25 protein-coding genes, 2 tRNA genes and 1 pseudogene are annotated in these 21,146 nt (G+C 58.3%); 19 read left to right on the forward strand and 9 right to left on the reverse strand.

The window, feature by feature from the left end:
* Nucleotides 1-115 precede the first annotated feature (115 nt).
* Nucleotides 116-2,374 (forward strand): polysaccharide biosynthesis tyrosine autokinase, encoded by a 2,259-nt coding sequence (locus tag EDF70_RS19010; protein ID WP_348639727.1) that lies wholly within the window; start codon nt 116-118, stop codon nt 2,372-2,374.
* 51 nt (nt 2,375-2,425) lie between these two features.
* Nucleotides 2,426-3,274 carry a DUF6030 family protein gene (locus tag EDF70_RS19015; RefSeq protein WP_132276729.1) on the forward strand — a complete coding sequence of 283 codons (849 nt, stop codon included), beginning with the start codon at nt 2,426-2,428 and terminating at the stop codon, nt 3,272-3,274.
* Nucleotides 3,275-3,351: 77 nt separating this feature from the next.
* On the opposite strand, the gene EDF70_RS19020 is transcribed toward EDF70_RS19015, so the two are convergent.
* Entirely contained in the window at nt 3,352-3,576 is a 225-nt protein-coding gene (locus EDF70_RS19020) for a hypothetical protein (RefSeq protein ID WP_132276731.1), read from the reverse strand.
* 166 nt (nt 3,577-3,742) lie between these two features.
* Nucleotides 3,743-3,817, reverse strand: a tRNA-Thr gene (locus EDF70_RS19025).
* 154 nt (nt 3,818-3,971) lie between these two features.
* Between EDF70_RS19025 and EDF70_RS19030 the strand changes: the two genes are divergently transcribed.
* The 11 genes from EDF70_RS19030 to EDF70_RS19080 all read left to right on the forward strand — a co-directional run bounded on the left by EDF70_RS19030 (nt 3,972) and on the right by EDF70_RS19080 (nt 11,141).
* Nucleotides 3,972-4,208, forward strand: coding sequence for a hypothetical protein (locus EDF70_RS19030; RefSeq protein WP_165932068.1), 237 nt, complete (start codon nt 3,972-3,974; stop codon nt 4,206-4,208).
* Between the two features lie 131 nt (nt 4,209-4,339).
* Nucleotides 4,340-5,632, forward strand: a complete 1,293-nt coding sequence (gene murA, locus EDF70_RS19035; protein WP_132276735.1) for a UDP-N-acetylglucosamine 1-carboxyvinyltransferase — start codon at nt 4,340-4,342, stop codon at nt 5,630-5,632.
* A gap of 155 nt (nt 5,633-5,787) precedes the next feature.
* Nucleotides 5,788-6,630: an oxidoreductase gene (locus EDF70_RS19040; protein ID WP_132276737.1), complete on the forward strand. Its 843-nt coding sequence runs from the start codon at nt 5,788-5,790 to the stop codon at nt 6,628-6,630.
* Between the two features lie 170 nt (nt 6,631-6,800).
* Complete coding sequence (locus EDF70_RS19045) at nt 6,801-7,232, forward strand: DUF2948 family protein (protein ID WP_132276739.1); 432 nt, start codon at nt 6,801-6,803, stop codon at nt 7,230-7,232.
* Nucleotides 7,233-7,293: 61 nt separating this feature from the next.
* Nucleotides 7,294-8,592: a histidinol dehydrogenase gene (gene hisD / locus EDF70_RS19050; protein ID WP_132276741.1), complete on the forward strand. Its 1,299-nt coding sequence runs from the start codon at nt 7,294-7,296 to the stop codon at nt 8,590-8,592.
* Nucleotides 8,593-8,595: 3 nt separating this feature from the next.
* A complete protein-coding gene (locus EDF70_RS19055; protein ID WP_132276743.1) occupies nt 8,596-9,069 on the forward strand; it encodes a UPF0262 family protein in 474 nt (157 codons plus the stop codon).
* A 14-nt stretch (nt 9,070-9,083) separates the two neighbouring features.
* A complete protein-coding gene (locus tag EDF70_RS19060; protein ID WP_132276865.1) occupies nt 9,084-9,563 on the forward strand; it encodes a low molecular weight phosphatase family protein in 480 nt (159 codons plus the stop codon).
* 156 nt (nt 9,564-9,719) lie between these two features.
* Nucleotides 9,720-9,938, forward strand: a complete 219-nt coding sequence (gene infA, locus EDF70_RS19065) for a translation initiation factor IF-1 (protein ID WP_004435948.1) — start codon at nt 9,720-9,722, stop codon at nt 9,936-9,938.
* A gap of 9 nt (nt 9,939-9,947) precedes the next feature.
* The gene (locus tag EDF70_RS19070) at nt 9,948-10,568 is read left to right on the forward strand and encodes a Maf-like protein (RefSeq protein ID WP_132276745.1); all 621 of its coding nucleotides are present in this window, start codon (nt 9,948-9,950) and stop codon (nt 10,566-10,568) included.
* 96 nt (nt 10,569-10,664) lie between these two features.
* Entirely contained in the window at nt 10,665-10,874 is a 210-nt protein-coding gene (yacG, locus tag EDF70_RS19075) for a DNA gyrase inhibitor YacG (RefSeq protein WP_132276747.1), read from the forward strand.
* Between the two features lie 191 nt (nt 10,875-11,065).
* A tRNA-Phe gene (locus EDF70_RS19080) sits at nt 11,066-11,141 on the forward strand.
* 70 nt (nt 11,142-11,211) lie between these two features.
* Here EDF70_RS19080 and EDF70_RS19085 read toward each other — a convergent pair.
* Both EDF70_RS19085 and EDF70_RS19090 read right to left on the reverse strand, forming a co-directional pair.
* Nucleotides 11,212-12,303 (reverse strand): tyrosine-type recombinase/integrase, encoded by a 1,092-nt coding sequence (locus tag EDF70_RS19085; protein ID WP_132276749.1) that lies wholly within the window; start codon nt 12,301-12,303, stop codon nt 11,212-11,214.
* Complete coding sequence (locus EDF70_RS19090) at nt 12,300-12,536, reverse strand: hypothetical protein (RefSeq protein WP_245519232.1); 237 nt, start codon at nt 12,534-12,536, stop codon at nt 12,300-12,302. The genes EDF70_RS19085 and EDF70_RS19090 overlap by 4 nt, the downstream gene beginning before the upstream one ends.
* Nucleotides 12,537-13,114: 578 nt before the next feature.
* Here EDF70_RS19090 and EDF70_RS19095 point away from each other — a divergent pair.
* Together EDF70_RS19095 and EDF70_RS19100 are read left to right on the forward strand one after the other, a co-directional pair.
* Entirely contained in the window at nt 13,115-13,789 is a 675-nt protein-coding gene (locus tag EDF70_RS19095) for a ParA family protein (RefSeq protein ID WP_132276751.1), read from the forward strand.
* Nucleotides 13,786-14,076, forward strand: coding sequence for a hypothetical protein (locus EDF70_RS19100; protein ID WP_132276753.1), 291 nt, complete (start codon nt 13,786-13,788; stop codon nt 14,074-14,076). Before EDF70_RS19095 ends, EDF70_RS19100 begins: the two co-directional genes overlap by 4 nt.
* Before the next feature lie 262 nt (nt 14,077-14,338).
* On the opposite strand, the pseudogene EDF70_RS19105 reads toward EDF70_RS19100, so the two are convergent.
* Nucleotides 14,339-14,491, reverse strand: a pseudogene (locus EDF70_RS19105) (AAA family ATPase); the annotation flags it as partial.
* Between the two features lie 601 nt (nt 14,492-15,092).
* On the opposite strand from EDF70_RS19105, the gene EDF70_RS19110 reads away from it, so the two are divergent.
* Nucleotides 15,093-15,323: a helix-turn-helix transcriptional regulator gene (locus tag EDF70_RS19110; protein WP_132276869.1), complete on the forward strand. Its 231-nt coding sequence runs from the start codon at nt 15,093-15,095 to the stop codon at nt 15,321-15,323.
* The gene (locus EDF70_RS19115; RefSeq protein WP_132276757.1) at nt 15,320-16,576 is read left to right on the forward strand and encodes a type II toxin-antitoxin system HipA family toxin; all 1,257 of its coding nucleotides are present in this window, start codon (nt 15,320-15,322) and stop codon (nt 16,574-16,576) included. Before EDF70_RS19110 ends, EDF70_RS19115 begins: the two co-directional genes overlap by 4 nt.
* Before the next feature lie 209 nt (nt 16,577-16,785).
* Here the strand turns inward: EDF70_RS19115 and EDF70_RS19120 are convergent, their stop codons facing one another.
* Nucleotides 16,786-17,481: a hypothetical protein gene (locus tag EDF70_RS19120; RefSeq protein ID WP_132276759.1), complete on the reverse strand. Its 696-nt coding sequence runs from the start codon at nt 17,479-17,481 to the stop codon at nt 16,786-16,788.
* Between the two features lie 156 nt (nt 17,482-17,637).
* Between EDF70_RS19120 and EDF70_RS19125 the strand changes: the two genes are divergently transcribed.
* Nucleotides 17,638-17,856 carry a helix-turn-helix domain-containing protein gene (locus EDF70_RS19125; protein ID WP_132276871.1) on the forward strand — a complete coding sequence of 73 codons (219 nt, stop codon included), beginning with the start codon at nt 17,638-17,640 and terminating at the stop codon, nt 17,854-17,856.
* A 123-nt stretch (nt 17,857-17,979) separates the two neighbouring features.
* Nucleotides 17,980-18,381: a hypothetical protein gene (locus tag EDF70_RS19130; protein WP_132276761.1), complete on the forward strand. Its 402-nt coding sequence runs from the start codon at nt 17,980-17,982 to the stop codon at nt 18,379-18,381.
* Here the strand turns inward: EDF70_RS19130 and EDF70_RS19135 are convergent.
* Genes EDF70_RS19135 through EDF70_RS19145 form a run of 3 tightly spaced genes read right to left on the reverse strand, consistent with a single transcriptional unit; the run spans nt 18,356 to nt 21,125 of the window.
* Entirely contained in the window at nt 18,356-19,942 is a 1,587-nt protein-coding gene (locus tag EDF70_RS19135) for a type IV secretory system conjugative DNA transfer family protein (RefSeq protein ID WP_132276763.1), read from the reverse strand. The genes EDF70_RS19130 and EDF70_RS19135 overlap by 26 nt on opposite strands.
* Entirely contained in the window at nt 19,939-20,238 is a 300-nt protein-coding gene (locus EDF70_RS19140; RefSeq protein ID WP_132276765.1) for a mobilization protein, read from the reverse strand. The genes EDF70_RS19135 and EDF70_RS19140 overlap by 4 nt, the downstream gene beginning before the upstream one ends.
* Entirely contained in the window at nt 20,235-21,125 is an 891-nt protein-coding gene (locus EDF70_RS19145; protein ID WP_132276767.1) for an NYN domain-containing protein, read from the reverse strand. The genes EDF70_RS19140 and EDF70_RS19145 overlap by 4 nt, the downstream gene beginning before the upstream one ends.
* Nucleotides 21,126-21,146 lie beyond the last annotated feature (21 nt).

The raw sequence follows: 21,146 nt of genomic DNA on the forward strand, positions 1-21,146 counted from the left end.
CAGCCGTGCGCCCCGCCCTATTTCCGCCGCGGGCACCCGAAGTGCTTAACGTTTCGCTCCCGACGTCGAGGTCAAGAATTTGCAGCTGTATAATAGGGATTTGCCGAGCGGTGCCTTGCTGGAAAAGCTCAGCGCACCCGCCGCCCGCCGCCAGTTGATCGATGTCGAGGCCATCATGGGCATCGCGCGGCGTCAATGGCTGGTGGTGGCTCTCTGCGCGACTGTCGGCGCCATGCTCGGCATCGCCTATGTGATGACGGCAACGCCGCTTTATACGGCCGGCATCAGCGTGATGATCGATCGCGGTGATACCAGCCAGGTGGTCGCCCAGCTTTCCACGGCAGGTCCGGCACCGGGGGAAGAAGAAGCGATGATCACCAGCCAGATCGCGCTTTTGCAGAGCCAGGCGGTGATCGGCGCGGTCGTCGACAAGCTCGATCTCACCAACGATCCCGAATTCGTCGGCACACCCTCCGCCGTTGCCACCGTCAAGAATGGCATCAAGTCGCTGATCAGCCTCACCGGCCTTTATTCGCCGAAGGAAGCACAGGCCGATAGCGCTGCCCGCCGTCAGGCCGCCATCGAACAGGTCGGTCGTGGCATGACCGTGGCCCGCGCCGGCCGCAGTTATGTGATCGGCGTTGCCTATACCTCGCCATCGAAAGCATTGTCGGCGCGTGTCGCCAATGCCGTTGGTGACTCATATCTCGACGACAAGCTGGAATCCCGCTACGAGGCCACCCGCCGCGCCGGCAGCTGGCTTGAAGGCCGCATCGCCGAATTGCGCCAGAAGGCGCTGGAGGCCGATCTCGCCGTCCAGAAATTCCGCTCGGAAAACGGTCTTGTCTCCGCCGGCCAGACGCTGATGTCGGACCAGCAGCTGACCGAGCTCAACAGCGCATTGATCGTTGCCCAGTCGGAAACGGCGCAGTCGCGGGCAAAACACGAGCGCATCCAGAAGATCATCGATGCCGGCCAGGGCGATGCCATCGTCAACGATGTGCTTGACAGCTCGATTTCCAACGACCTGCGCCAGAAATATCTGGAAGCAGCCAAGACCGAAGCCGATATTTCACAACGTCTCGGCCCGGACCATGTGCAGGCTGTGCGCCTGCGCGGCGAAATGGCGGAATACCGTCGCCAGATGTTCGAGGAACTGAGCCGCATCGCCCAGAGCTACCAGAGCGAGCTTGAGGTTGCCGAGGCGCGCCAGAAGAGCCTGGAGGATAGCGTCCAGAAGGCGATGGGCATAACCTTCAGCGCCAACGAGACGCAGGTGCAGTTGCGCGAGCTTGAGCGTGAGGCCGATACCTACAAGAACCTCTACCAGAACTTTCTGCAGAAACATCAGGAAGCCCTGCAGCAGCAGAGTTTTCCGCTGACCGAAGCCCGCGTCATCACCAAGGCGACCGAGCCGGATGGCGCCAGCCATCCGAAAAAGCTGATCATGCTGCTGGCCTTCTGTTTCCTCGGTGGTGTCGCCGGGGCTGGCATCGGTGCCTTCCGCGAATTCCGCGACCGGTTTTTCCGCACCGGCGATCAGGTACGTGATGTGCTCGATCTCGAATTCATCGGCACCGCGCCGATGATCGATGAGAGCGCCGGCAAGCTTTCGGACGTGCCGGCAGGCCAAAGCCCGCGGGCGCTGCGCAAGAGCAATATCGCCTCGAATTACGTGATCGACCACCCGCTGTCGTCTTTTGCCGAAACGCTGCGCAGCGCCAAGATCGCCGCCGACCTGACGCTGGCCGGCAAGGATTGCAAGATCATCGGCATCGTTTCGACCCTGCCGGGCGAGGGCAAGTCGACGACGGCCATCAATTTCGCCGAGCTTCTGGCAAGCCAGGGCGCCCGTACCGTGCTGATCGATGGCGACCTTCGCAATCCCGGCGCCACCCGCGCCATCGGCCTGCATGCGGAAGAGGGGATTCTCGAAGCGATCCTGGAGAAGAAGCCGGTCGGCGATCTGCTGCTCTATAATCCCGAGACCAAGCTTGCCTTCCTGCCGGCGGTGATCAAGCGCCGCGTGCCGCATTCGGCCGAACTGATCGGCTCGCTTGCCATGCGCGATATCCTCACCAGTCTGTCGGCAGAGGCCGATTACATCATCGTCGACCTGCCGCCGCTGGGCGCCGTGGTCGATGCCCGCGCCGCCGCCAACCGCATCGACAGCTTCATCTACGTGGTCGAATGGGGCAAGACGGCACGCCGCGCCGTGCGCCAGACGATCGGCAATGAACCGCAGGTGCGCGACAAGACGCTCGGCGTGATCCTCAACAAGGTCGATCACGAGAAGATGAAGCTCTACCGGACCTATGGATCGAGCGAATATTATTATTCGCGTTACTCCGAATATTATCAGGAGAACAAATAATCTTGGCGTCAGGTATGATGCCGGCATGCATACGGAAAAGCGATTGCCACAATGATTGAGGATCGTGAGCCGACGCAATCCATATCGAAGGAAGCCGTGCCATCCGCTGCGGAACGTTACCCGCAACCGCATCGCGGCCGGCGCATCGTCATGATCCTGTTCGTGACGATTGCCATCTGTGGCGTCATCGTGCCGGTTCTGCTCGCCAACAATGGCCGCAACCTCGAGATTGCCGGAGATCGCCTCGGCTTGCCGCTGCACGACTGGTGGCGTGGAAAGACCGAACGGGTGCCGCTGCCGCCACAGGCGCAGTCTGCCCCGCAACAGCAACCTGACGTCACGGCGGAGCCGGTGCACCGGAGCATACCCCGGCCGGCCCTCGAAAATCCCCCATCCCATCTTTCTCCACCCGCAGAAGCCTGGCAGCCGGAAAAAAGCTGCAATGCGCTTGAGCCGGGCGCAACGGGAGAAAAGCCGGTTTTTCTGGCAGCACCTGATGGCCGTTCGGAATGCACGGTGCTGATTGCGCTCAGCCAGGCGGAAAAGGCCAGTTCGCTGTTTCTGCAGGTGAGGGCGGCGGGCGACAGCCTCTCCAGCCTGCGCATGAAGCTCAATTTCGCAGAGGATGGCGAGGGAGGTGCACTACCGCAAAAGGCCGGTGATCTGGCGCGGCGTATTCTGGCCCCGATCAGCGAGGACGATCGCGCCTATCTTGAGGAGAGGATGGCCGGGAAGCAGGCTTTCCGAACCGAGATCGGCGATTACCGCATGACATTCCGGGCCGAAGGCGTGGACAATTCACGCTTCAATTTCATTGCCGTGTCGAAGGTCAGGGAGCCGGCGGCGACGGCTGAGGAGCAGGGCGCACCGGAAGCCGAGTCGCAAAATGCTCAGCCCTGATATGGGCACTTGAATTCACCTAAAAGAAAACGTGGCCGCATCGACCATGATGACGGCCACGTTCAAATATTCGGCGCTTAACGGCAGACGCGGGTGGTGCGAACCACGGTGCGGCCATGGTGCTGGGTGCGCACCTTCTTCACAACGCACTTTTCGCGGTGATGGCGCGGGCGGGCGTGATGGCCCCCTCGATGATCGACGCGCTCGACGGTGCGCACGGTCACGCTTGCGGCTTCGGAAGAGGCTGCGAAGGGCAGGATCGAAGAAACCGCGATGGCGGCGGCGAGAAGAACGTTTTTCATGGATGCCTCGGGGGAGATGAATGAAGGTTGGCGGCCATTAATGCCGATGACCTGTCCGAGGTTCCGCGGAAATGTGAAAATTGGCGAAATAATTATCGGCAGGGTTGATGCCGAGGTCTCTGCGGTCAGGCAGAACGTGTCTTTGGGGATGTTTAAGGAAGGAAAATGGTGCTGCTAGAGAGATTTGAACTCTCGGCCTCTCCCTTACCAAGGGAGTGCTCTACCCCTGAGCTATAGCAGCATCTGGCAGCCGGTTGATGTCCCCGGCGCGTTGGGATGCGGCCTATTGCCATAGGTTTTTCGAGAGCGCAAGCGGCAAAAAACGACTTCGTGACATTTGCGTGGAAAAGTTGGGATGGCTTTCGGTCGCGCCGCTTTTGTTCTATGTCGATCTCATGAACGAAAACGACAAGCAGAACCGCGCCGGAACGCCTGTTCACAAGGGCGCAGAGGCGACCGAAGAACAGCTGTTGAAGCGCGGCGAGCGTAGCGAGGCCGAGCGCAAGCTTAGGGCTGCGGCAAAACTGCGCGAAAACCTGCAGCGGCGCAAACAGCAGGCGCGTGCCCGCCGCGCCGGCGAGGAAGATCCAACGATTGGCCTTCCTGCCGCAAAAACGGACGAATCATCGTGATTGTGTTCGACTTTCTCATGAGCCCTGTTTCTCCGGGTGTATTTTCAACGAATTGAAGCCGCGCGGGATATCGTCTAAGACGCCCGCTTTCGCGCAAGAACAAGAAAGGCGGGCCCGGCCCGTTGTCAAAAATGGATCGCATCAGAGTTATCGGCGGCAATCAGCTGAACGGCATCATTCCGATTTCGGGCGCCAAGAACGCGGCCCTGCCGCTGATGATCGCATCGCTCCTGACCAGCGATACGCTGACGCTTGAAAACGTGCCGCATCTGGCCGATGTCGAGCAGCTGATGCGCATTCTCGGCAATCACGGCGTCGACCTCTCCGTCAACGGTCGTCGTGAAGGCCAGGCTGAAAGCTACGCCCGCACCATCCAGTTCACCTGCCGCACCATCGTCGATACGGTCGCGCCTTATGAGCTGGTCTCGAAAATGCGTGCCTCATTCTGGGTCATCGGCCCGCTTCTGGCCCGTGAAGGCAAGGCCCGCGTTTCGCTGCCGGGCGGTTGCGCCATCGGCACGCGTCCGGTCGATCTCTTCCTCGAAAGCCTGCAGGCGCTCGGCGCCACCATCGAGATCGATGGCGGTTATGTCGAAGTCACCGCGCCCAAGGGCGGCCTCGTCGGCACGCACTATACCTTCCCAAAGGTCTCTGTCGGCGCCACGCATGTCATGCTGATGGCGGCAACGCTTGCCAAGGGTACGACGGTGATCGAAAACGCTGCCCGCGAGCCTGAAGTCGTCGATCTCGCCGCCTGCCTCACCGCCATGGGTGCCAAGATCGAAGGCGCCGGCACCAAGACCATCACCGTCGAAGGCGTGTCGTCGCTGCACGGCGCCCGTCACCGCGTCCTGCCCGACCGTATCGAAACCGGCACCTATGCCATGGCCGTTGCCATGACCGGCGGCGACGTGACGCTCGAAGGCACCAATGGCGCGCTTCTCGAAAACGCGCTGGATGCCCTGCGTCAGGCGGGTGCCACCATCACCCAGACGGAAACCGGCCTGCGCGTCGTGCGCAATGGCAACGGCATCCAGCCGGTCGATGTCGTCACTGAACCTTTCCCGGGTTTCCCGACCGATCTGCAGGCACAGTTCATGGCGCTGATGACAAAATCTTCGGGCGTGTCGCACATCACCGAAACCATCTTTGAAAACCGCTTCATGCATGTGCAGGAACTGGCGCGTCTGGGCGCAAAGATCTCGCTGTCGGGCCAGATGGCTCGCGTCGAAGGCGTGTCCAAGCTGAAAGGCGCCCCGGTCATGGCAACCGATCTGCGCGCCTCGGTATCGCTGGTCATTGCCGGTCTTGCGGCTGAAGGCGAAACGCTGGTCAACCGCGTCTACCACCTCGATCGCGGTTTCGAGCGTCTGGAAGAAAAGCTCACGCGTTGCGGCGCCATCGTCGAGCGCGTCAGCGAATAATTTTCTCGAGCATTCGTGACATTTTGAAACGGGCGGCAGAGCATCTCTTGCCGCCCGTTTTCGCATGCCTATCTAAATCCGTGTTCCCATCGAACGACCATCTCCAACGTGCCGGCGATCAATGATTGTCGACATAGGCATGACACGGAGTTTTCATGACCACGCTATCCAATCCCGTCTGGTTCATCACCGGCTGCTCGACCGGCTTCGGCCACGAACTGGCCAAACTCACCATCGCCCGCGGCTGGCCGACGGTCGTCACCGCGCGTGACAAGGCCCGCCTTGCCGATCTGGTAAACGGCAACGAAAACGTTCTCGCACTCGATCTCGACGTCACCGATCAGGCCCAGGTCGAAGCAGCGGTGAAAGCCGCCGAAGACCGCTTTGGTCGCATCGATGTGCTCGTCAACAATGCTGGTTACGGTTATCAGGCCTCGATCGAGGAAGGCGTTGAAGAGGACATCCGCGCCATGTTCGATGCCAATGTGTTCGGCCTGTTCGCGATGACGCGGGCCGTGCTGCCGGGCATGCGGCAGCGGCGTCAGGGGCATATTCTCAACATCACCTCGCTTGCCGGTTTCGCCGGCTTCCCCGGTTCCGGTTATTACGCCGCCACCAAACATGCCGTCGAAGGATTTTCGGATTCGCTTGCGGCAGAAACCGCGCCGCTCGGCATCCATGTCACCTGCGTGGCGCCGGGGCCGTTCCGCACCGATTGGGCCGGCCGTTCGCTGAAACAGACGCCGGTGAAAATCGCTGAGTACGAGGAAACGGCCGGTGCCCGCATGAAAACCACCGCCGGTTACAGCGGCCAGCAGCCGGGTGATCCGGTGCGCGCCGGCGAGGCGATGATTGCGGCCACGCAAAGCGACAAGCCGCCACGCCATCTCGTGCTCGGCAAGTTCGCTTTCGAAGGCGTGACATCCAAGCTGAAGGAACGTCTGGCGCAGGTGGAAAGCCTGAAGGGCGCCAGCCTCGGCGCCGACTTCCCGTCATAGGCCAATACCGGCAGGGCGGGGCGTCAAAATCGCTCCGCCCGCGCTTCACCGCATCATGCCACCTTTGCCGCATTGCTGTTGCTTCTCGTCTCGTGCCATCCTATTTCCAGAGCCATGAATAGATGTGCCGTTTTCCATCGTGGAAAGCGCGCCAAGGATGGAAACCTGCAATGAGCGATCTCAGGCTTTTGGCCATGGACAAGGACGATCTCGATATCGTCTCGGCGCATATGCAGGACAGCGTCTTCAAGGCACCGGATATCGCCTGGGATGCCAAGCACCAGCAGTTCTCGGTGGCCGTCAACCGTTTCGTCTGGGAAAAGAGCGATCGCCGTGCCAAGGGGCATGAGCGCCGCCGCGCGCTTTTGGTGTTCAAGCGCGTGCAGGCCGTGCGCTCGCTCGGTGTCAGCCGTGGCAATGACGAGGCGGTGCATGCACTGCTGGCCATCCGCTTCGAACAGAAGGGCGAGGGGCCAGATGGCACGATCGAGCTGACGCTGGCCGGTGACGCCGCCATCAGCCTCGACGTCGAATGCATCGAGGCACAGCTGGCCGATACCGGCGGCGCCTGGGAAACCACCAACAGGCCGGATCACGCCTGATAAGGCGCGTAACCGGCAGGCTGAATTGGCAGACTGAATTGAATGTGTAAGGGGATGACGAGTGGCGATCTGGCTTGAACAGCAGGCGGCCGATTTCGAGGCAAAATTCAAGACTTTCCTGACGACGAAGCGGGAAGTGTCGGAAGACGTCAACGCCGTGGTGCGCGATATCATCAAGGACGTGCAGGTGCGTGGCGACGCAGCACTCGCCGATTATTCGCTGCGTTTCGACAAGGTGGATTTTAACACCGTCGGCCTGCAGGTGACGGAAGCAGAGATCGATGCCGCCGTCGCCGCCACGGATGCCAAAGTGCTCGACGCGCTGAAGCTTGCGGCCGAACGCATCGAAAAACACCATGCCCGCCAGATGCCCAAGGACGATATCTATGAGGACGCGCTCGGCGTCGGCCTCGGTTCGCGCTGGACGGCCATCGAGGCGGTCGGTCTTTACGTGCCGGGTGGCACCGCCAGTTATCCAAGCTCGGTGCTGATGAATGCCGTACCGGCTCGCGTAGCCGGCGTGCCGCGCATGGTCATGGTCGTGCCCGCCGGTGGCGGTGCCATCAATCCCGCCGTGCTGGCTGCCGCCCGCATTGCCGGCGTCACGGAAATCTATCGTGTCGGCGGCGCGCAGGCCGTGGCCGCTCTCGCCTATGGCACCGAAACCATCGCGCCGGTGGCAAAGATCGTCGGCCCCGGCAATGCCTATGTCGCTGCCGCCAAGCGCCATGTCTTTGGCACTGTCGGTATCGACATGATCGCCGGCCCGTCTGAAGTGCTGGTGATTGCCGATGCTGAAAACGATCCGGACTGGATCGCCGCCGACCTTCTGGCCCAGGCCGAACATGATGCCGGCGCCCAGTCGATCGTCATCACCGACAATGCCGAATTCGGTCGCGCGGTCGAGGCTGCCGTCGAACGCCAGCTGAAAACCCTGTCGCGGTCAGAAACCGCTGCCGCCAGCTGGCGCGATTTTGGCGCGATCATTCTGGTGAAGGATCTCAGCGACTCGATCCCGCTCGCCAACCGCATCGCCGCCGAACATCTGGAACTTGCCGTTGCCGATCCCGACGCGCTGATGGCAAAAATCACCAATGCCGGTGCTATTTTCGTCGGCCGCCACACGCCGGAAGTGATCGGGGATTATGTCGGCGGTTCCAACCACGTCCTGCCGACGGCGCGGTCTGCGCGTTTCTCGTCGGGCCTCGGCGTGCTCGATTTCGTCAAGCGCACCTCGATCCTGCGGCTCGGCCCGGAGCAGCTGCGGGCACTTGGGCCGGCGGCCATCACCCTTGCCCATTCCGAGGGGCTGGATGCCCATGCCCGTTCCGTTGCCATCCGGCTCAACCAGGAGAGCTGACCCATGGCGGCTGGCGACTTCCGGCTCTGCGACATCGTGCTCGACGACAGCGTCGGCCGGTCGACGCCGGATGTCGAGCATGAACGCGCCGTCGCCATTTTCGATCTCGTCGAGGAAAACCGCTTCGAGCCGATCGGCCATGATGGCGGGCCTTATCGTCTGAGCATTGCGGTGGCAGGCCCACGCCTCGTTTTCGCCATCACCACGGAAGAGGGCGGTGACGTCGCCACCCACATCCTGTCGCTGACGCCGTTTCGCCGTATCATCAGGGACTACTTTCTGATCTGCGAAAGTTATTACGAGGCGATCCGCTCCTCGACGCCGAGCCAGATCGAGGCGATCGACATGGGCCGTCGCGGTGTGCACAACGAAGGCTCGGAAACCCTGCAGGAAAGGCTGAAGGGCAAGATCGAGGTGGATTTCAATACCGCCCGCCGGCTGTTCACGCTGGTCAGCGTGCTCTATTGGAAGGGGTAGCCTCCATGGAGACCATGGATAGCCCTCCTTTCGAAACCCATATAGAGCGCCCGAACGCGATCCTGTTCGTCTGCGGTATGAACGCCATTCGTTCGCCAATGGCGGAAGTCATTGCAAAACACCTTCTGCCACCTGATATCTATATCCAGTCGGGCGGGGTGAAGGCCGGCGACGCTGATCCGTTTGTAGGCGTCGTGCTGGAGGAGCTCGGGCTAGAGCTGAAAAAACGCCATGTGCCGCGCACGATGGAAGACCTCGAGGACGATTTTTTCGACCTGATCATCACGCTGGCACCTGAGGCGCATCACGCGGCCCTTGAACTGACGCGGTCGAACGCGGTCGAGGTGATCTACTGGCCGACGCCCGATCCGACTGTGGAGACCGGTTCGCGCGAACAGCGGCTGGAAGCCTATCGCGGTGTGCGGGACCGGCTCTGGGCGTTGATCGATGAACGTCTGGCGCGTCGTCTGCGCCACCGTGCGCAAACGCCCTGACGGGTGCCGCAAAAGCATTGATTTCGGCGCTTGCGAACAAGACCGAGAATCAATGTTCACAAAGCGCCGCTGATTGTGTAGTTTCCGCGCAAATTCTCAAGGCTGCCGGTTCGGCGGCCTATTCCGCATTCAAGAAAACAGGAAGACAAGCTCTAGATGGCTAAAGAAGAAGTTCTCGAATTCCCGGGCGTCGTGACGGAACTGTTGCCGAACGCGACTTTCCGCGTGAAGCTGGAAAACGAACACGAGATCATCGCTCACACCGCCGGCCGCATGCGCAAGAACCGTATCCGCGTTCTCGCCGGCGACAAGGTTCTGGTGGAAATGACCCCGTACGATCTGACCAAGGGTCGGATCACCTACCGCTTCAAGTAAGCGGTCTTCATGGCACAGGAACAGAAACTCATCCTGGCCTCCGGGTCTCCGCGCAGACTCGACCTGCTCAACCAGGCCGGCATCAAGCCGGCTCGGTTGATGCCGATGGATATCGACGAGACCCCGAAGAAGTCGGAGCATCCGCGCTCGCTCGCCCGTCGTCTTGCGACGGAAAAGGCGGAAGCGTCGCTTGCTGTGCTGAAGGGCGATCTCGAATGGCGCCATAGTTACATTCTCTCGGCCGACACGGTGGTGGCCGTCGGGCGGCGCATTCTGCCGAAGACGGAATACTCGGATGAAGCGTCTTCAGCGCTGCATCTCCTCTCCGGTCGCGGCCACAAGGTTTATACCGGCATCTGCCTGATTACCCCCGGTGGTCAGGCGCGCATTCGCGTCGTCGAAACCAAGGTGCGCTTCAAACGCCTGTCCGGCGACGAGATCGAACACTACCTCGCCTCCGACCAGTGGCGTGGCAAGGCAGGCGCTTATGCCATTCAGGGTATCGCCGGTGGCTTCGTGCAGAAACTTGTCGGCTCCTATACCAATGTCGTCGGCCTGCCGCTCTATGAGACGCTTGGCCTGCTGTCCGGCGAGGGTTTTGACGTGACGACCGGCTGGGCCGAGGGCTGAGCCACGTGAGATGCCGCAACAGACTGGCCCGCAAGCGGGCTGGTCGCTCCCTTTAAAGGGATGGCGGCTCTCGGACGAATATTGAAAGGACGATCCATGTCTGATCCGATCAGGACTGGCGGCAAGGTGGAACCCTTGCGCAAGACCATGCCATGCCCCGTCTGCAAAAAGCCGTCGGCGCGTGACCACTATCCTTTCTGCTCTGATCGCTGCCGTACGCTCGATTTGTCGAAATGGCTGAAGGGTTCCTATGCCATCCCGGTCGCGGACGATGAATCAAAGGCGGACGACTTCGACGATAATTGATGTAAGCGCTTGGTTTGCAGGCGTTTTCGCGGTTTTGCACAGGTCGATTTTGATAAAATCGTGGAACTGTCAAAAAATTGCAATGGGGCGCTTGCCATGGCCGAACAAGATGTTATAACCCCGCTCGCTCCCGGAGGAAACATCCTCTGGTCAGCCGGAAACGGCTGGTAGGCTTCGAAAAAAGCCAAGATGCCCGGATAGCTCAGTTGGTAGAGCAGCGGATTGAAAATCCGCGTGTCGGTGGTTCAAATCCGCCTCCGGGCACCATTCTATGCCCTTGTTATGTGTCGGGTTTTCCACGTTCTCATTACCTTCTAAGTTTTATGGTTTGACAGTTTCAAACTGTGTGTTTGACAGAGTTCGTTTTCCGTTTGTTCAATTCAGCCTCAAAATCGCTGACCGCCGATGTTGCACGCCGGGTCATGTCCGCGCGTCTCGAATAGTGTTTTGCCATCGCTTCGGTGGCATGACCAAGCACCAGCGCTATCGTGCCGTGGTCCTTGCCCATTTCGGCCAAGATGGTTGCCACCGTGTGCCTGAGCCCTTTAAGTGTCAGTCCTGGCTGGATGACACCCTCTGCCTCCATCTTCCCTTTCAACGTGATCCAACTTGAGCTGAAACCGCTATAGGTCCAAGGGCGACCCCAGCTGTTAGCGCAGATCGTAACAGCATCGTGTTTTGGTGCCCGCGCCATGGCTGATGCGACCGGCTCAAATAGAGGGAGGTAAATCGGTCGGCCAGTTTTGTTGCGGCGCGTGTCGAGTCCTTTGTCGCTTATCGCCGATCTCGGGAGTGCCAAAGCATCCTGAGGATCCAGCGCGTAGAACATCATGAGTGCGATTGCGAGCTCCATATGTGCCGGAAGTGCTGCCAGCACTGTTTCGCGCTCTGCGTCCGTCCATGGACGGTTGGCGTCCGGCAGGGTTTTGGGTCGTCTCGCTGGCTTGACTTTCGCAGCGGGATTGTCCGTCGTGTACCCGTATTCAAGGCCCCAATCAAAAATGACCGAAAGTACGGAGCGTACATAGTTGGCAAACCTGAACTGGCGCTTCTCAAGTGCCTTGTCTCGAATTTTCGCGACAAGCGGCGGCGTGAACCGGTCCAGCGGCGTATCTTCTATAGCCTGGAGGTAGTCGAAGCATTTTTGGTAGTCAGATTGGGTACGCGGTGCGAGTTCTTTTTGGAATCTTGTGCCGGCACGATACTTTGTTATTAGCATGCCAAGCGTTCCCGGCTTGCTTTGTTTCTCGATCATCGTCTCGTTGATCCGATGGATCTTCATGTCAAATGCGAGCGAGTAGGTTTCGAATTTCCGGCAATCAATCGTTGCTCTCGTTTTGCGGTGATAGCAGCGCCAGTCACCATTCCTATCCCGGAAGATCTGCCAGCCCTTGTATTTGTTGGGTCGTCGCCGTTCCGCCTTTGTCATCCCAGTCGCTCCAAGATGTCCTGATCGGCTTCGGTGTCGCCTGCCTTCAACTGATCGATCCATTGATCGAGATCGCGGATATCATACCGCTTCTCGCTTTCAGGGATTTCGACTGGTCGGACCGAGCAGATCCTTGGAAATCGTTTCAGTGGCAGGCCGACATAGTCTGCTGCTTGTTTTAATGAAATCATTCGCGGCTGAACGATGCGGATATTCAAAAGTGCATTCGCCATTGCGTTTTTCCTTTTGCTAGTTTGTAGTTTCGGCTTGGGGCAGATTGTTTATGCGATCGCTTCAAGGTTCTGCGGAAACCAGTGCACCATTGGTTTGACACCATTTGACGACTAACGAAGGTGCGCCGCTCTCTCCGAAATGTTTTCATGTGGTCCATTGGACTACGATTCCATGAGTTCTGGAAACTGTAGAATTCTACGTAGAACAAAAGAAGAACATGGCGGGGCGTTTGATCAATCAAACTCATTTTTTGATTCTTGAATACCGCGGATCAGGATTTGCTCAGCGGAACGCCATCGAACAGAAGCCAAGCATGTCGATATTGTTCTGCCTGAGATCCGACCAGTAATCAGCTTAATAGGCGCTCTTTTGAGCGGGATATTCGAGGTTTACGGGGGTGTGCCGGGTCATATGAAAAACATTGCCTAACTAGAAAAGCGGCATCAATTCAGACCGTTGGAAATTTGGTTGGCAACACATAATTGCGTTATGATTGACGCGCGTTGACGGTGAAGCGTTGTAAGGCATGATGATGCATGGTAATGCGTCAACGTTAAACCGGAAAGGGGGATCGGAAATGCCTGTCATCACCGTAGCGAATCCTAAAGGCGGGGCAGGGAAATCGACCGCTACACTAGTTCTTGCAACCTCTCTGGCGGAGCAGGGGGCTAGCGTGGTTATTTTGGATTGCGATCCCAATAGAGCGATCAAGGGTTGGAGGGCGGGTTCTTCCCGAAATCCGGTGCTTGTCGATGGCGACGTCACCGAGAGTTCCATCACAGCAAAGCTCGATGAGTATCGTAAAAAGTTCCAGTTCGTTTTTGTCGATCTAGAGGGAACAGCAAGCCGGCTTATGTCCAGGGCGCTCGCTAGAGCTCAACTGGTCGTCATCCCTATTCAAGCAAGCCCAACGGATGCTGAGCTCGCCGCGCGTGCGATCAACCTCATTCAGGAAGAAGAGCAGGCATTTGAGAAGAGCATACCCTATCAAATCCTGTTCACACGGACGTCGCCTGCAATCGCAACTAAATTGGAGCGGCAGATTACATCCCAGCTTAAAGCGAGCGAAGTGCCAATGTTTCGCAACCACCTGAATGAGCGCTCAGCTTACAAAGCTATGTTTTTCTACCAACTCGATTTGAATGAGCTCGATAGCCGCGATGTCAATGGTTTGCCGGCAGCGCGTGACAACGCGTTCCGGCTGGCTGAGGAACTGGTCAATCTGGTAATTGGCGCGAAGGAAGCGGCATGAGCGGGAAAAATTTAGGATTTGGCGGCAGGCTTGCCAATATCACCCCTGACAAAGACGACAGTCTTGGCGTCACCGATGCCAAGGTCGACGCGATCGGTGATCGACACGGGTTCGTTGCTCGAGAGCCTATACAAAAGCTGACACGGCGAAAGCCGTCTGAACCGTCTGCCAATCTCAATATCCGACCGCCAGTGACGACCTTCAACCGGTTCTTGCAGTTCTGCGAACAGAACAGGATGTCTTATCCTGAAGCATTGAAAGAGTTGATGGATCGAGCGGGCGTCTGAGTATTCTGCGTAAAGCGTCATGATGCGTTAAGATCAACGTTGATGCGTCAACGTTAACGCTCGTTTTTGGTTGCAGAGCACCCAAACCGGTTCAGGAGTTCGTTGAGAGTTTTCCGTCGATCGATTTGAAAGCGTCAATCAGAAAGCAGGAAGCCTCATTTTGACCCGCGAACCGCGAGAGGTCGCCTTTTGATCGTCTTGCAGCAATTGCGAGTTGTTGTTTATGGTTATCATCTCAATCCCACAAACAGGACAGCGGTGGCGTCTGATCGTCTAGCGTTATGTAGGTACGCTCCGAAGTCGCCATTTTTCTGACGAGCGTTGTTTTGCCGGCCCGACGTGGTCCAATTATCAAAACAACGGGTGTGTCCGATAATGCCTCATCTGCTCGCCGCTCTACAAACCACCCAAACATTCAGTGCTCCTAAGCTGCGCTGATTGGGAGTATTCTATTCGGCTATTTGGAAGTCGAGGGTCGGCAGATTGGAAGTTAGGTCTGGTGTTTGCGTTGAAAGCTGCAATTGAAAAATGTGGAGATAGATCTGCGATGGGAGTATTCCAGCCATCTGCTTGCTGGTGGCGTCGCATTTGTTTCAGGCATGATTTTAGCAATGATACATTTCTACGCGCAGGGTCCGATTCTGAGGCGCCGGTTGCTCGCGGCCGCTGAGGAGGAGACCCGTGAAGGGCAATTCCTCTAGATACACTCGCCCTCTCGTTGAGAAGAACGGGTTCGCAACATCACGGACTTGATGCTTGACGGCCCAAAGATTTGCAGGACGCGGAATCAGACAAAAACGTTACCGCGATGTAGCCACGTTGGCGCTCAGGTAACTCAATTGATAAGACGCCAGAGCGTGAAAAGTTTTTGGCCCACCGATTTTACTAAACGAAAATATTCCCCTTCGGGAATTCTGGTGGATGTTTTCTCGTTCACTTGGGGTGTTTTCCCGATCGGGAAAATTTTCTGGACAATCCGGCGCATACGCTGTTATTTTCCCGATCGGGAAATTCAAATGGCAAAACAAGTGAAAAGTCCAGCCGATATCGGCGCCCTGGTTAGAGCCGCACGTAAGGAGCAAAACTTGCGGCAGGACGAGCTTGCCGGTGTCGCGGGGGTTGGCCTGCGGTTCATTGTCGATCTCGAAGCCGGCAAGCCGACAGCGCAGATCGGAAAAGTATTGCAAGTTCTGCAAACGCTCGGTTGTTCGATCGACATTCTGGAACCTGGTGAGCGCAGGCGATGACGACAAAGGTTCTCAACGTATGGTGGGATAGCCGTGTCGTCGGCCAGTTTACCCAGGACAAACACGGTGATATCGCTTTTCAGTATGCAGAGGCATGGCTTGGCGATCAGACGACGCCGCCGCTTTCCGCCTCTTTGCCGAAGCGGCCGGAACAATTCTCTCGTCGCGAATGCCGCGCATTTTTCGGTGGACTTCTCCCTGAAGAGAGCCAGCGCCTGGTTGCTGCACAGGCTCTGGGCGTTTCGCCAGGGAACGACTTCGCGCTTCTCGATCGTTTAGGCGGCGACGTTGCCGGTGCGCTTCAGATGCTGCCGGAAGGTGAGTTGCCGCCTGATGTAAAGGTGAATGCCGGGACTCAGCCGACACCACTGGATGATGCCGGGATCGTCCGAATACTGGACGCTCTTCCTAACAGGCCCCTACTAGCCGGGGAGGAGGGGTTGAGACTATCTTTGGCTGGCGCGCAATCGAAGGTGCCTGTTGTGGTCATTAATGGGCGGATTGCCCTTCCATTGCCGGGGCAACCGACCACGCACATTCTCAAGCCGCCGATAGCGCGTTTTAAAGGCACGACCGAAAACGAAGCATTCGTGATGAGCCTCGCCGCCGCGATTGGCCTTGACGTTGCCCCAGTAGAGGCAAGGGCTGCGGAGGGCCGTCCATTCCTCTTGGTCGAGCGATATGATCGCGTGCGCGATGATCTCGGCGTCATGCACCGTATCCACCAGGAGGATTTTTGTCAGGCGCTCGGGGTGCCACCGGAAAGCAAATATGCCAGCGAAGGCGGGCCGACCTTCAAGGATTGCTTTGAGCTGCTGCGGCGTGTGTCGGCGCGGCCGGCGACGGATATCGCGAAGCTACTGGATGCAGCGATTTTCAATCTCATTGTCGGAAATGCCGATGCTCACGGCAAGAATTACTCGATCCTGTACGACGAGCAGGGACCGAGAATGGCGCCACTGTATGATTTGCTTTCGACGGTAGCCTACCCTGACTTGTCGTCAAAAATAGCCATGAGGATTGGGAAGCGAGCGACCTTGGCCGAGATGGATGCCGATGGATGGAAGGCATTTGCGAAAGATGCCGGGATCGGTTTTGCTCTGGTTCGCCGGCGTATTTTCGAACTATGCGGGGCTGTCATGAAGCACGGGCGGGGTGCCTCAGCGATCGTGCGGGGTGATCTAGCTGCTACCGCAGAAGTGTCCGAATCGGTCCAGAACCGCGCTATTCTGGTGTCTCTGTCAGTCGGATAAATGTCCAGTTGGGTAACCGTGAAGTGGTTCTGTTGCCCGATATCGTTCGGTTGCTTGAAGCAGTGCCAAGCACAATCCACGAAATTTGAAGCCGCTAGCATCACGACTTCAAAAGACATGCAGCAAGGCGGAGCTGGAAAGGAACGTTCCCGCTCTACAGCCAGATTGGCACCTGTCCGCGACCAACGGCGAGGATTGGCAGAGGGTTCTTACAGGGCACGGGAACGCATAACCTCGATGAGGTCGAGCAATATTCTTCTCAGATCAGCCCACGGGGCGTCAGTAAATTTATTGCCGGGATCCTCCATACTCAGAAGGCAATGCAATTTCGCCGCAATCTCGACTGTCGTTTTCGGTCTCGATAAGGAAAGCACACGCGACAGCCGTCGTTCCTGTTCCGCCAAATCGTGCTCGAAAGCTAGGGCAGGACTGTAGCCCAGCTCTCGATCTGCCGAATTCCAACTCTCGCGGCGTTTCCGCAAGAGTGATCGTGCTGCTGCCAGTTTTGTCGCGTCTACGCGTGATTTTAGCCGGTCGATGTCGGCCAGCGAATAAACCGTGACAGCCGGCTCGTCCGCAGAGACATTCATTTGCACGACAGGGAATGCCCCCGCCATAGCAAGCACCTTGGATTCAATCTGCTGTTGGTATTTTGTAATGCGAGCCAGCCGCTGGTGGGCCTCGTACCAATTCAGCCAAAGACGTGCCGTTGACGTTGGACCTGGCACGTTGCGCTCCGGTGCCTTCTCCAAATCGTACGTGAGCGACAGCAATACTTGCGCGGTTGCACTCAAAAGGTTTTTGCGGGTGATACGGGATGGAAATTCGGTATCGCGCCTATTGGAGGATTTGCGATTTGTGCGGGTATTTGAAGGCAAATTTCTGCTATCCTCAGAATCAGCCATGATCCGAGCTCCCCATAGCTTGTGTGTGGTCAGGTCAGGCGAGGATGTTACAGCATCCTGCTTGACCGCATTCCGGGCTGTGAGCCAGTTGAGGAAGTCTGAATCAAAACAAAATTAAGTCAAGGTATTAATTTGATAACGTCTGATCAGGTTCGTATGGCCCGCGCGGCGCTTCGGTGGGGTGTCAGAGACTTGGCGAAAAACGCTGATGTTACCGCGACTACGGTATCCCGTATCGAGGCGGGTAAACCTGCATTTGCCGGCACCTTGGACGCTATCCGAGTAGCTTTTGAGGCGGCTGGATTAGAATTTATAGAGGAGAATGGCGGAGGTGCAGGGGTGCGGTTCTCCAAGCCTACGTCTGGCGGAAGCTAGCTGCAGCCTTTTCGCGCAAGATCTAGCGCGGGTGGGTTAGGATAAGGCTCTAGCAATTCTGCAGAGGGACTTGGTTTTCGCCGGTGACTTTTCGGGGATCTGAATATCGGCTAGAACGGCAGCATGAGTGCTCCTGAGCTGACCCATCCGACGCTGAAAGACCTGAAGTTCGAGATTGGGCAGGTGCTGGTCGGCTGGTCGTTTCTTGAAAACACGATGCGAGGGCAGTCGAAGCGAGCTGGTCTTCAAAAGAAGATTATGAAGGGGCCTGTGATCGTTCACTGGCGCACATATCCAGACCGAGCTGAAGAGCTTCTCAAGCCGATTGAAAAAGTGGCTCGTGTAAGAAATCTTCTCGCTCACTGTATCTATTCGCTTTCCGCCGACCCATGGACTGCTAACAGCGCGGTAATAGTCTGCGTTGCACCAGACGGCACAAAACACTCATTGAATATAGAAGATTTACAAGAAACGTGTACCGAGTTGAGCAAGCTAATGGTCACTCCGATCCGGCTATATTCGTAAACAATCCGCTGAACTCGCAGTCCTCAAAATATCTCAGTTTCTTCGCCCAAACCGGTCGTAGCCCTTGCCGTAGAAGGATCATCCGATCGCCCGGCAACCTCATGATCTCATCCGGGTTGATCAGATCCCGCGCCGAAATATGCTGCGAGGTCGAGGTCTTTCCTTCGCCCCAGGATTGCGTCGTATACACCGCATCCGTCTTGCCGATCGCTTTGCCGACGAGCTCGGCCGTTTCCACGTCATTGACCCCGAACACTTGGCACACGGCCGCATTCGATAGAAACGTGCCGGCGCGCTTCCCATAGGCTGCCCGTAGCTGATGGATATCCTGCAGGATCGGCCAGAGCTGCACGCCGTAACCGGCCATCAGGCCCATAGCACGCTCGACCGAGGCGAGGTGGCCGAGAGCGGCAAACTCGTCGAGAAGATAAAGCACCGGCTGGCGGGGCGTGGTGGCATTGCGTGCCATGTCGGTCAGGCTCTGGGTGATCAGCAGCCGCAGCCATCGCGAATAAGTCGACAAGCGGTCCGGCGGCAGCACCAAAAACACTGAAGCGTTCCGTCGCTTGAGATCCGAGAACGCAAAATCCGACCGCGCCATCACTGCGGTCATGCGTGGGCTGTCGAGGAAATGCGTGTGCCGCTGCGCCGCCGACAACACGCCGGAGGCCTCGCGATCGGACTTGCCGAGATGCCTGTTGGCCGCACGCGCGACCAGACCGTTGCAGTCCGGCATGACCTGCATGTCCGTGAGCAGTGCTGCGAACGCTTGCGGCGCCAACGTCAGATGTTTCCGCAGTGTGCTAAGATGCCGCTCGCTCGGTGGTTCGGCGGCGACGATGTGAAGAAGCAGCCCGGCAATCAGTGCCTTGGCTTCCTCGTTCCAGTGCGCATCGCCGGACATGCCCGGATCATCAACGACAAGCGCATCGGCGAGCATGCCAACATCTTCAGCGACATCCATCGCTTCAGCAGTCAGACCATCAAGCGGATTGAATGCCGAGCCCTGCCGTCCAGTGACCTCGAACGGATCGAGGTAGAAGACCGGCCCAAACATCTGGCGCGCGCGGCCGGTGACCTTGGCATTTTCGCCCTTGGGGTCGATGCAGATCACCGATCTATCCACTGTCAGCAGATTTGGAATGATCGTGCCGACGCCCTTGCCGGTTCTGGTTGGCGCCATGGTCAGCAAATGCGCCGGCCCGTCATAACGGAGGAGATCGCCTGTCTGCGGATCACGGCCGATCAGGAGGCCATCTTTCCCGGCTGTGAGCTGTTTCCTCTCCTTTCTGTCCGCCCATCGCGCGGTCCCAAACACGGCAGGGATTGGCCCGTCCGCCATGAAGGCGGAAAGGCCGCCGAGAATGCCAAAGACCATCGGGACATACCGGGCGACCAACGCAATCGCTTCACTGATCCGTCCGGGCGCAAAATCGCCGATGACCAGGACGGCAGAATTGATCAGCAGGATCAGCGCGGAAAACACCGTTCCGATGAAGATACAGATGAGCGCGAAGAATGGCGCGGCCAACAACGACTTGACGATATGGGAAAAGCTCATCGATCTTCCGCCCGGTCGCTGCTCGGCTGAGCTGGTGCAGAACCGAGAATGTCGTCGAAGAGCTGGCTGTCGCCTTCCCGGGTGAGAAACCCGGGAAGCTCGGCGCGCAACCAGTCGCGCAACCGCATCGAAAAAGCCGGATCCCTGGCTTTGTCCAGCCGGTGGAGAACAAGCGCACCGATGAGGATCTTTCGCCGCGTGTCGCGGGCGCGCTCCTGTTTGCCCAGGCGCGTCATCAGCACCCGTCGCCGCTCTTCGAGTTCGGCAATCCTTTGCGAGATAGGCTTGCGGGTCATTGGCCGCCACTTTGCCGACGATCTTCAAGCGTCCGGTGATCGTCCACCGGTATCGGCACGTCCGAATGGATCGATACGAGCCTGACGGTGATCGCCTGCATGATGTCGCCGACCCGTTCGACCTCCAGGAAGAAGCAGTCCTCCGCGAGATCGCTCAGCTTGGCATAGCCATAGTCGCGGACATCGAAACCCGGCATCTGCTTGAGGATCTGCGTACCCACAGCCCCCAGTGTCGCTCGGCCGTCCTGGTCGGCGATGGCGTAGACCGCGTGCGCGATTTCGTCGAAGACCGGGTCGTCAAACCTGCACCGTTGTTTTGCCAGCCTCTGCTGGCCGGGGGGCGGGCATACCTCCTTCGCTTTCGTCATCACGCGCTTGTCGATCAGCGCGCGAAGCGGACTGCGGCCGGCGTCCTGCGGCTCTACACTTTCCGGCTCAGCAGATGATGGTTCCCGTGTGTCGAGGTAGACGAACCGGTCGCAGGCGGTGACGAATGAGCGGGGCGTAAGTCGCTCGCCAAAGCCGTAGACCATGACACCCTGTTCTCGGATGCGTAGGGCCAGTCGGGCGAGGGTGTCATCGCTGGATACGAGGAGGAAGCCGGAGAAGCGTCCTGTATGCAACAGGTCCATCGCATCAATGATCAACGCACCATCGGCGGCATTCCTGCCGGGGCTGTCGGTGTACTGCTGCACCGGTTGAAGGGCATAGAGCGCCAGGAATTCCTTCCAACCGTTCGGCGCTGCAATTGTCCAGTCGGTATAGATGCGCCGAACGCCGACCGCTCCGTATTGGGTGATCTCCGAAAGAAGTGCCGGAGCAAATTTTGGCGACGTGGTGTTAGCGTCGATCATCAACGCCATTGTCGTGATATCCGAGTTGGTCATGCTTACCTCCTTTGGTACGCA

Origin of the sequence: Neorhizobium sp. JUb45, assembly GCF_004343585.1 — a bacterium.
Lineage (GTDB): Bacteria > Pseudomonadota > Alphaproteobacteria > Rhizobiales > Rhizobiaceae > Neorhizobium.

What these genes read in the sequence shown, in the direction of transcription:
- EDF70_RS19095 (WP_132276751.1), top strand. Translation starts at nt 13,115, where the DNA reads ATGCCTGTCATCACCGTAGCGAATCCTAAAGGCGGGGCAGGGAAATCG.
- EDF70_RS19110 (WP_132276869.1), top strand. Translation starts at nt 15,093, where the DNA reads ATGGCAAAACAAGTGAAAAGTCCAGCCGATATCGGCGCCCTGGTTAGA.
- EDF70_RS19135 (WP_132276763.1), bottom strand. Translation starts at nt 19,942, where the DNA reads ATGAGCTTTTCCCATATCGTCAAGTCGTTGTTGGCCGCGCCATTCTTC.
- EDF70_RS19020 (WP_132276731.1), bottom strand. Translation starts at nt 3,576, where the DNA reads ATGAAAAACGTTCTTCTCGCCGCCGCCATCGCGGTTTCTTCGATCCTG.
- EDF70_RS19115 (WP_132276757.1), top strand. Translation starts at nt 15,320, where the DNA reads ATGACGACAAAGGTTCTCAACGTATGGTGGGATAGCCGTGTCGTCGGC.
- infA (WP_004435948.1), top strand. Translation starts at nt 9,720, where the DNA reads ATGGCTAAAGAAGAAGTTCTCGAATTCCCGGGCGTCGTGACGGAACTG.
- EDF70_RS19090 (WP_245519232.1), bottom strand. Translation starts at nt 12,536, where the DNA reads ATGGCGAATGCACTTTTGAATATCCGCATCGTTCAGCCGCGAATGATT.
- EDF70_RS19100 (WP_132276753.1), top strand. Translation starts at nt 13,786, where the DNA reads ATGAGCGGGAAAAATTTAGGATTTGGCGGCAGGCTTGCCAATATCACC.
- EDF70_RS19145 (WP_132276767.1), bottom strand. Translation starts at nt 21,125, where the DNA reads ATGACCAACTCGGATATCACGACAATGGCGTTGATGATCGACGCTAAC.
- EDF70_RS19120 (WP_132276759.1), bottom strand. Translation starts at nt 17,481, where the DNA reads ATGGCTGATTCTGAGGATAGCAGAAATTTGCCTTCAAATACCCGCACA.
- EDF70_RS19060 (WP_132276865.1), top strand. Translation starts at nt 9,084, where the DNA reads ATGGATAGCCCTCCTTTCGAAACCCATATAGAGCGCCCGAACGCGATC.
- EDF70_RS19125 (WP_132276871.1), top strand. Translation starts at nt 17,638, where the DNA reads ATGGCCCGCGCGGCGCTTCGGTGGGGTGTCAGAGACTTGGCGAAAAAC.
- EDF70_RS19085 (WP_132276749.1), bottom strand. Translation starts at nt 12,303, where the DNA reads ATGACAAAGGCGGAACGGCGACGACCCAACAAATACAAGGGCTGGCAG.
- EDF70_RS19130 (WP_132276761.1), top strand. Translation starts at nt 17,980, where the DNA reads ATGAGTGCTCCTGAGCTGACCCATCCGACGCTGAAAGACCTGAAGTTC.
- EDF70_RS19070 (WP_132276745.1), top strand. Translation starts at nt 9,948, where the DNA reads ATGGCACAGGAACAGAAACTCATCCTGGCCTCCGGGTCTCCGCGCAGA.
- yacG (WP_132276747.1), top strand. Translation starts at nt 10,665, where the DNA reads ATGTCTGATCCGATCAGGACTGGCGGCAAGGTGGAACCCTTGCGCAAG.
- EDF70_RS19015 (WP_132276729.1), top strand. Translation starts at nt 2,426, where the DNA reads ATGATTGAGGATCGTGAGCCGACGCAATCCATATCGAAGGAAGCCGTG.
- EDF70_RS19055 (WP_132276743.1), top strand. Translation starts at nt 8,596, where the DNA reads ATGGCGGCTGGCGACTTCCGGCTCTGCGACATCGTGCTCGACGACAGC.
- EDF70_RS19040 (WP_132276737.1), top strand. Translation starts at nt 5,788, where the DNA reads ATGACCACGCTATCCAATCCCGTCTGGTTCATCACCGGCTGCTCGACC.
- EDF70_RS19045 (WP_132276739.1), top strand. Translation starts at nt 6,801, where the DNA reads ATGAGCGATCTCAGGCTTTTGGCCATGGACAAGGACGATCTCGATATC.
- EDF70_RS19140 (WP_132276765.1), bottom strand. Translation starts at nt 20,238, where the DNA reads ATGACCCGCAAGCCTATCTCGCAAAGGATTGCCGAACTCGAAGAGCGG.
- murA (WP_132276735.1), top strand. Translation starts at nt 4,340, where the DNA reads ATGGATCGCATCAGAGTTATCGGCGGCAATCAGCTGAACGGCATCATT.
- EDF70_RS19030 (WP_165932068.1), top strand. Translation starts at nt 3,972, where the DNA reads ATGAACGAAAACGACAAGCAGAACCGCGCCGGAACGCCTGTTCACAAG.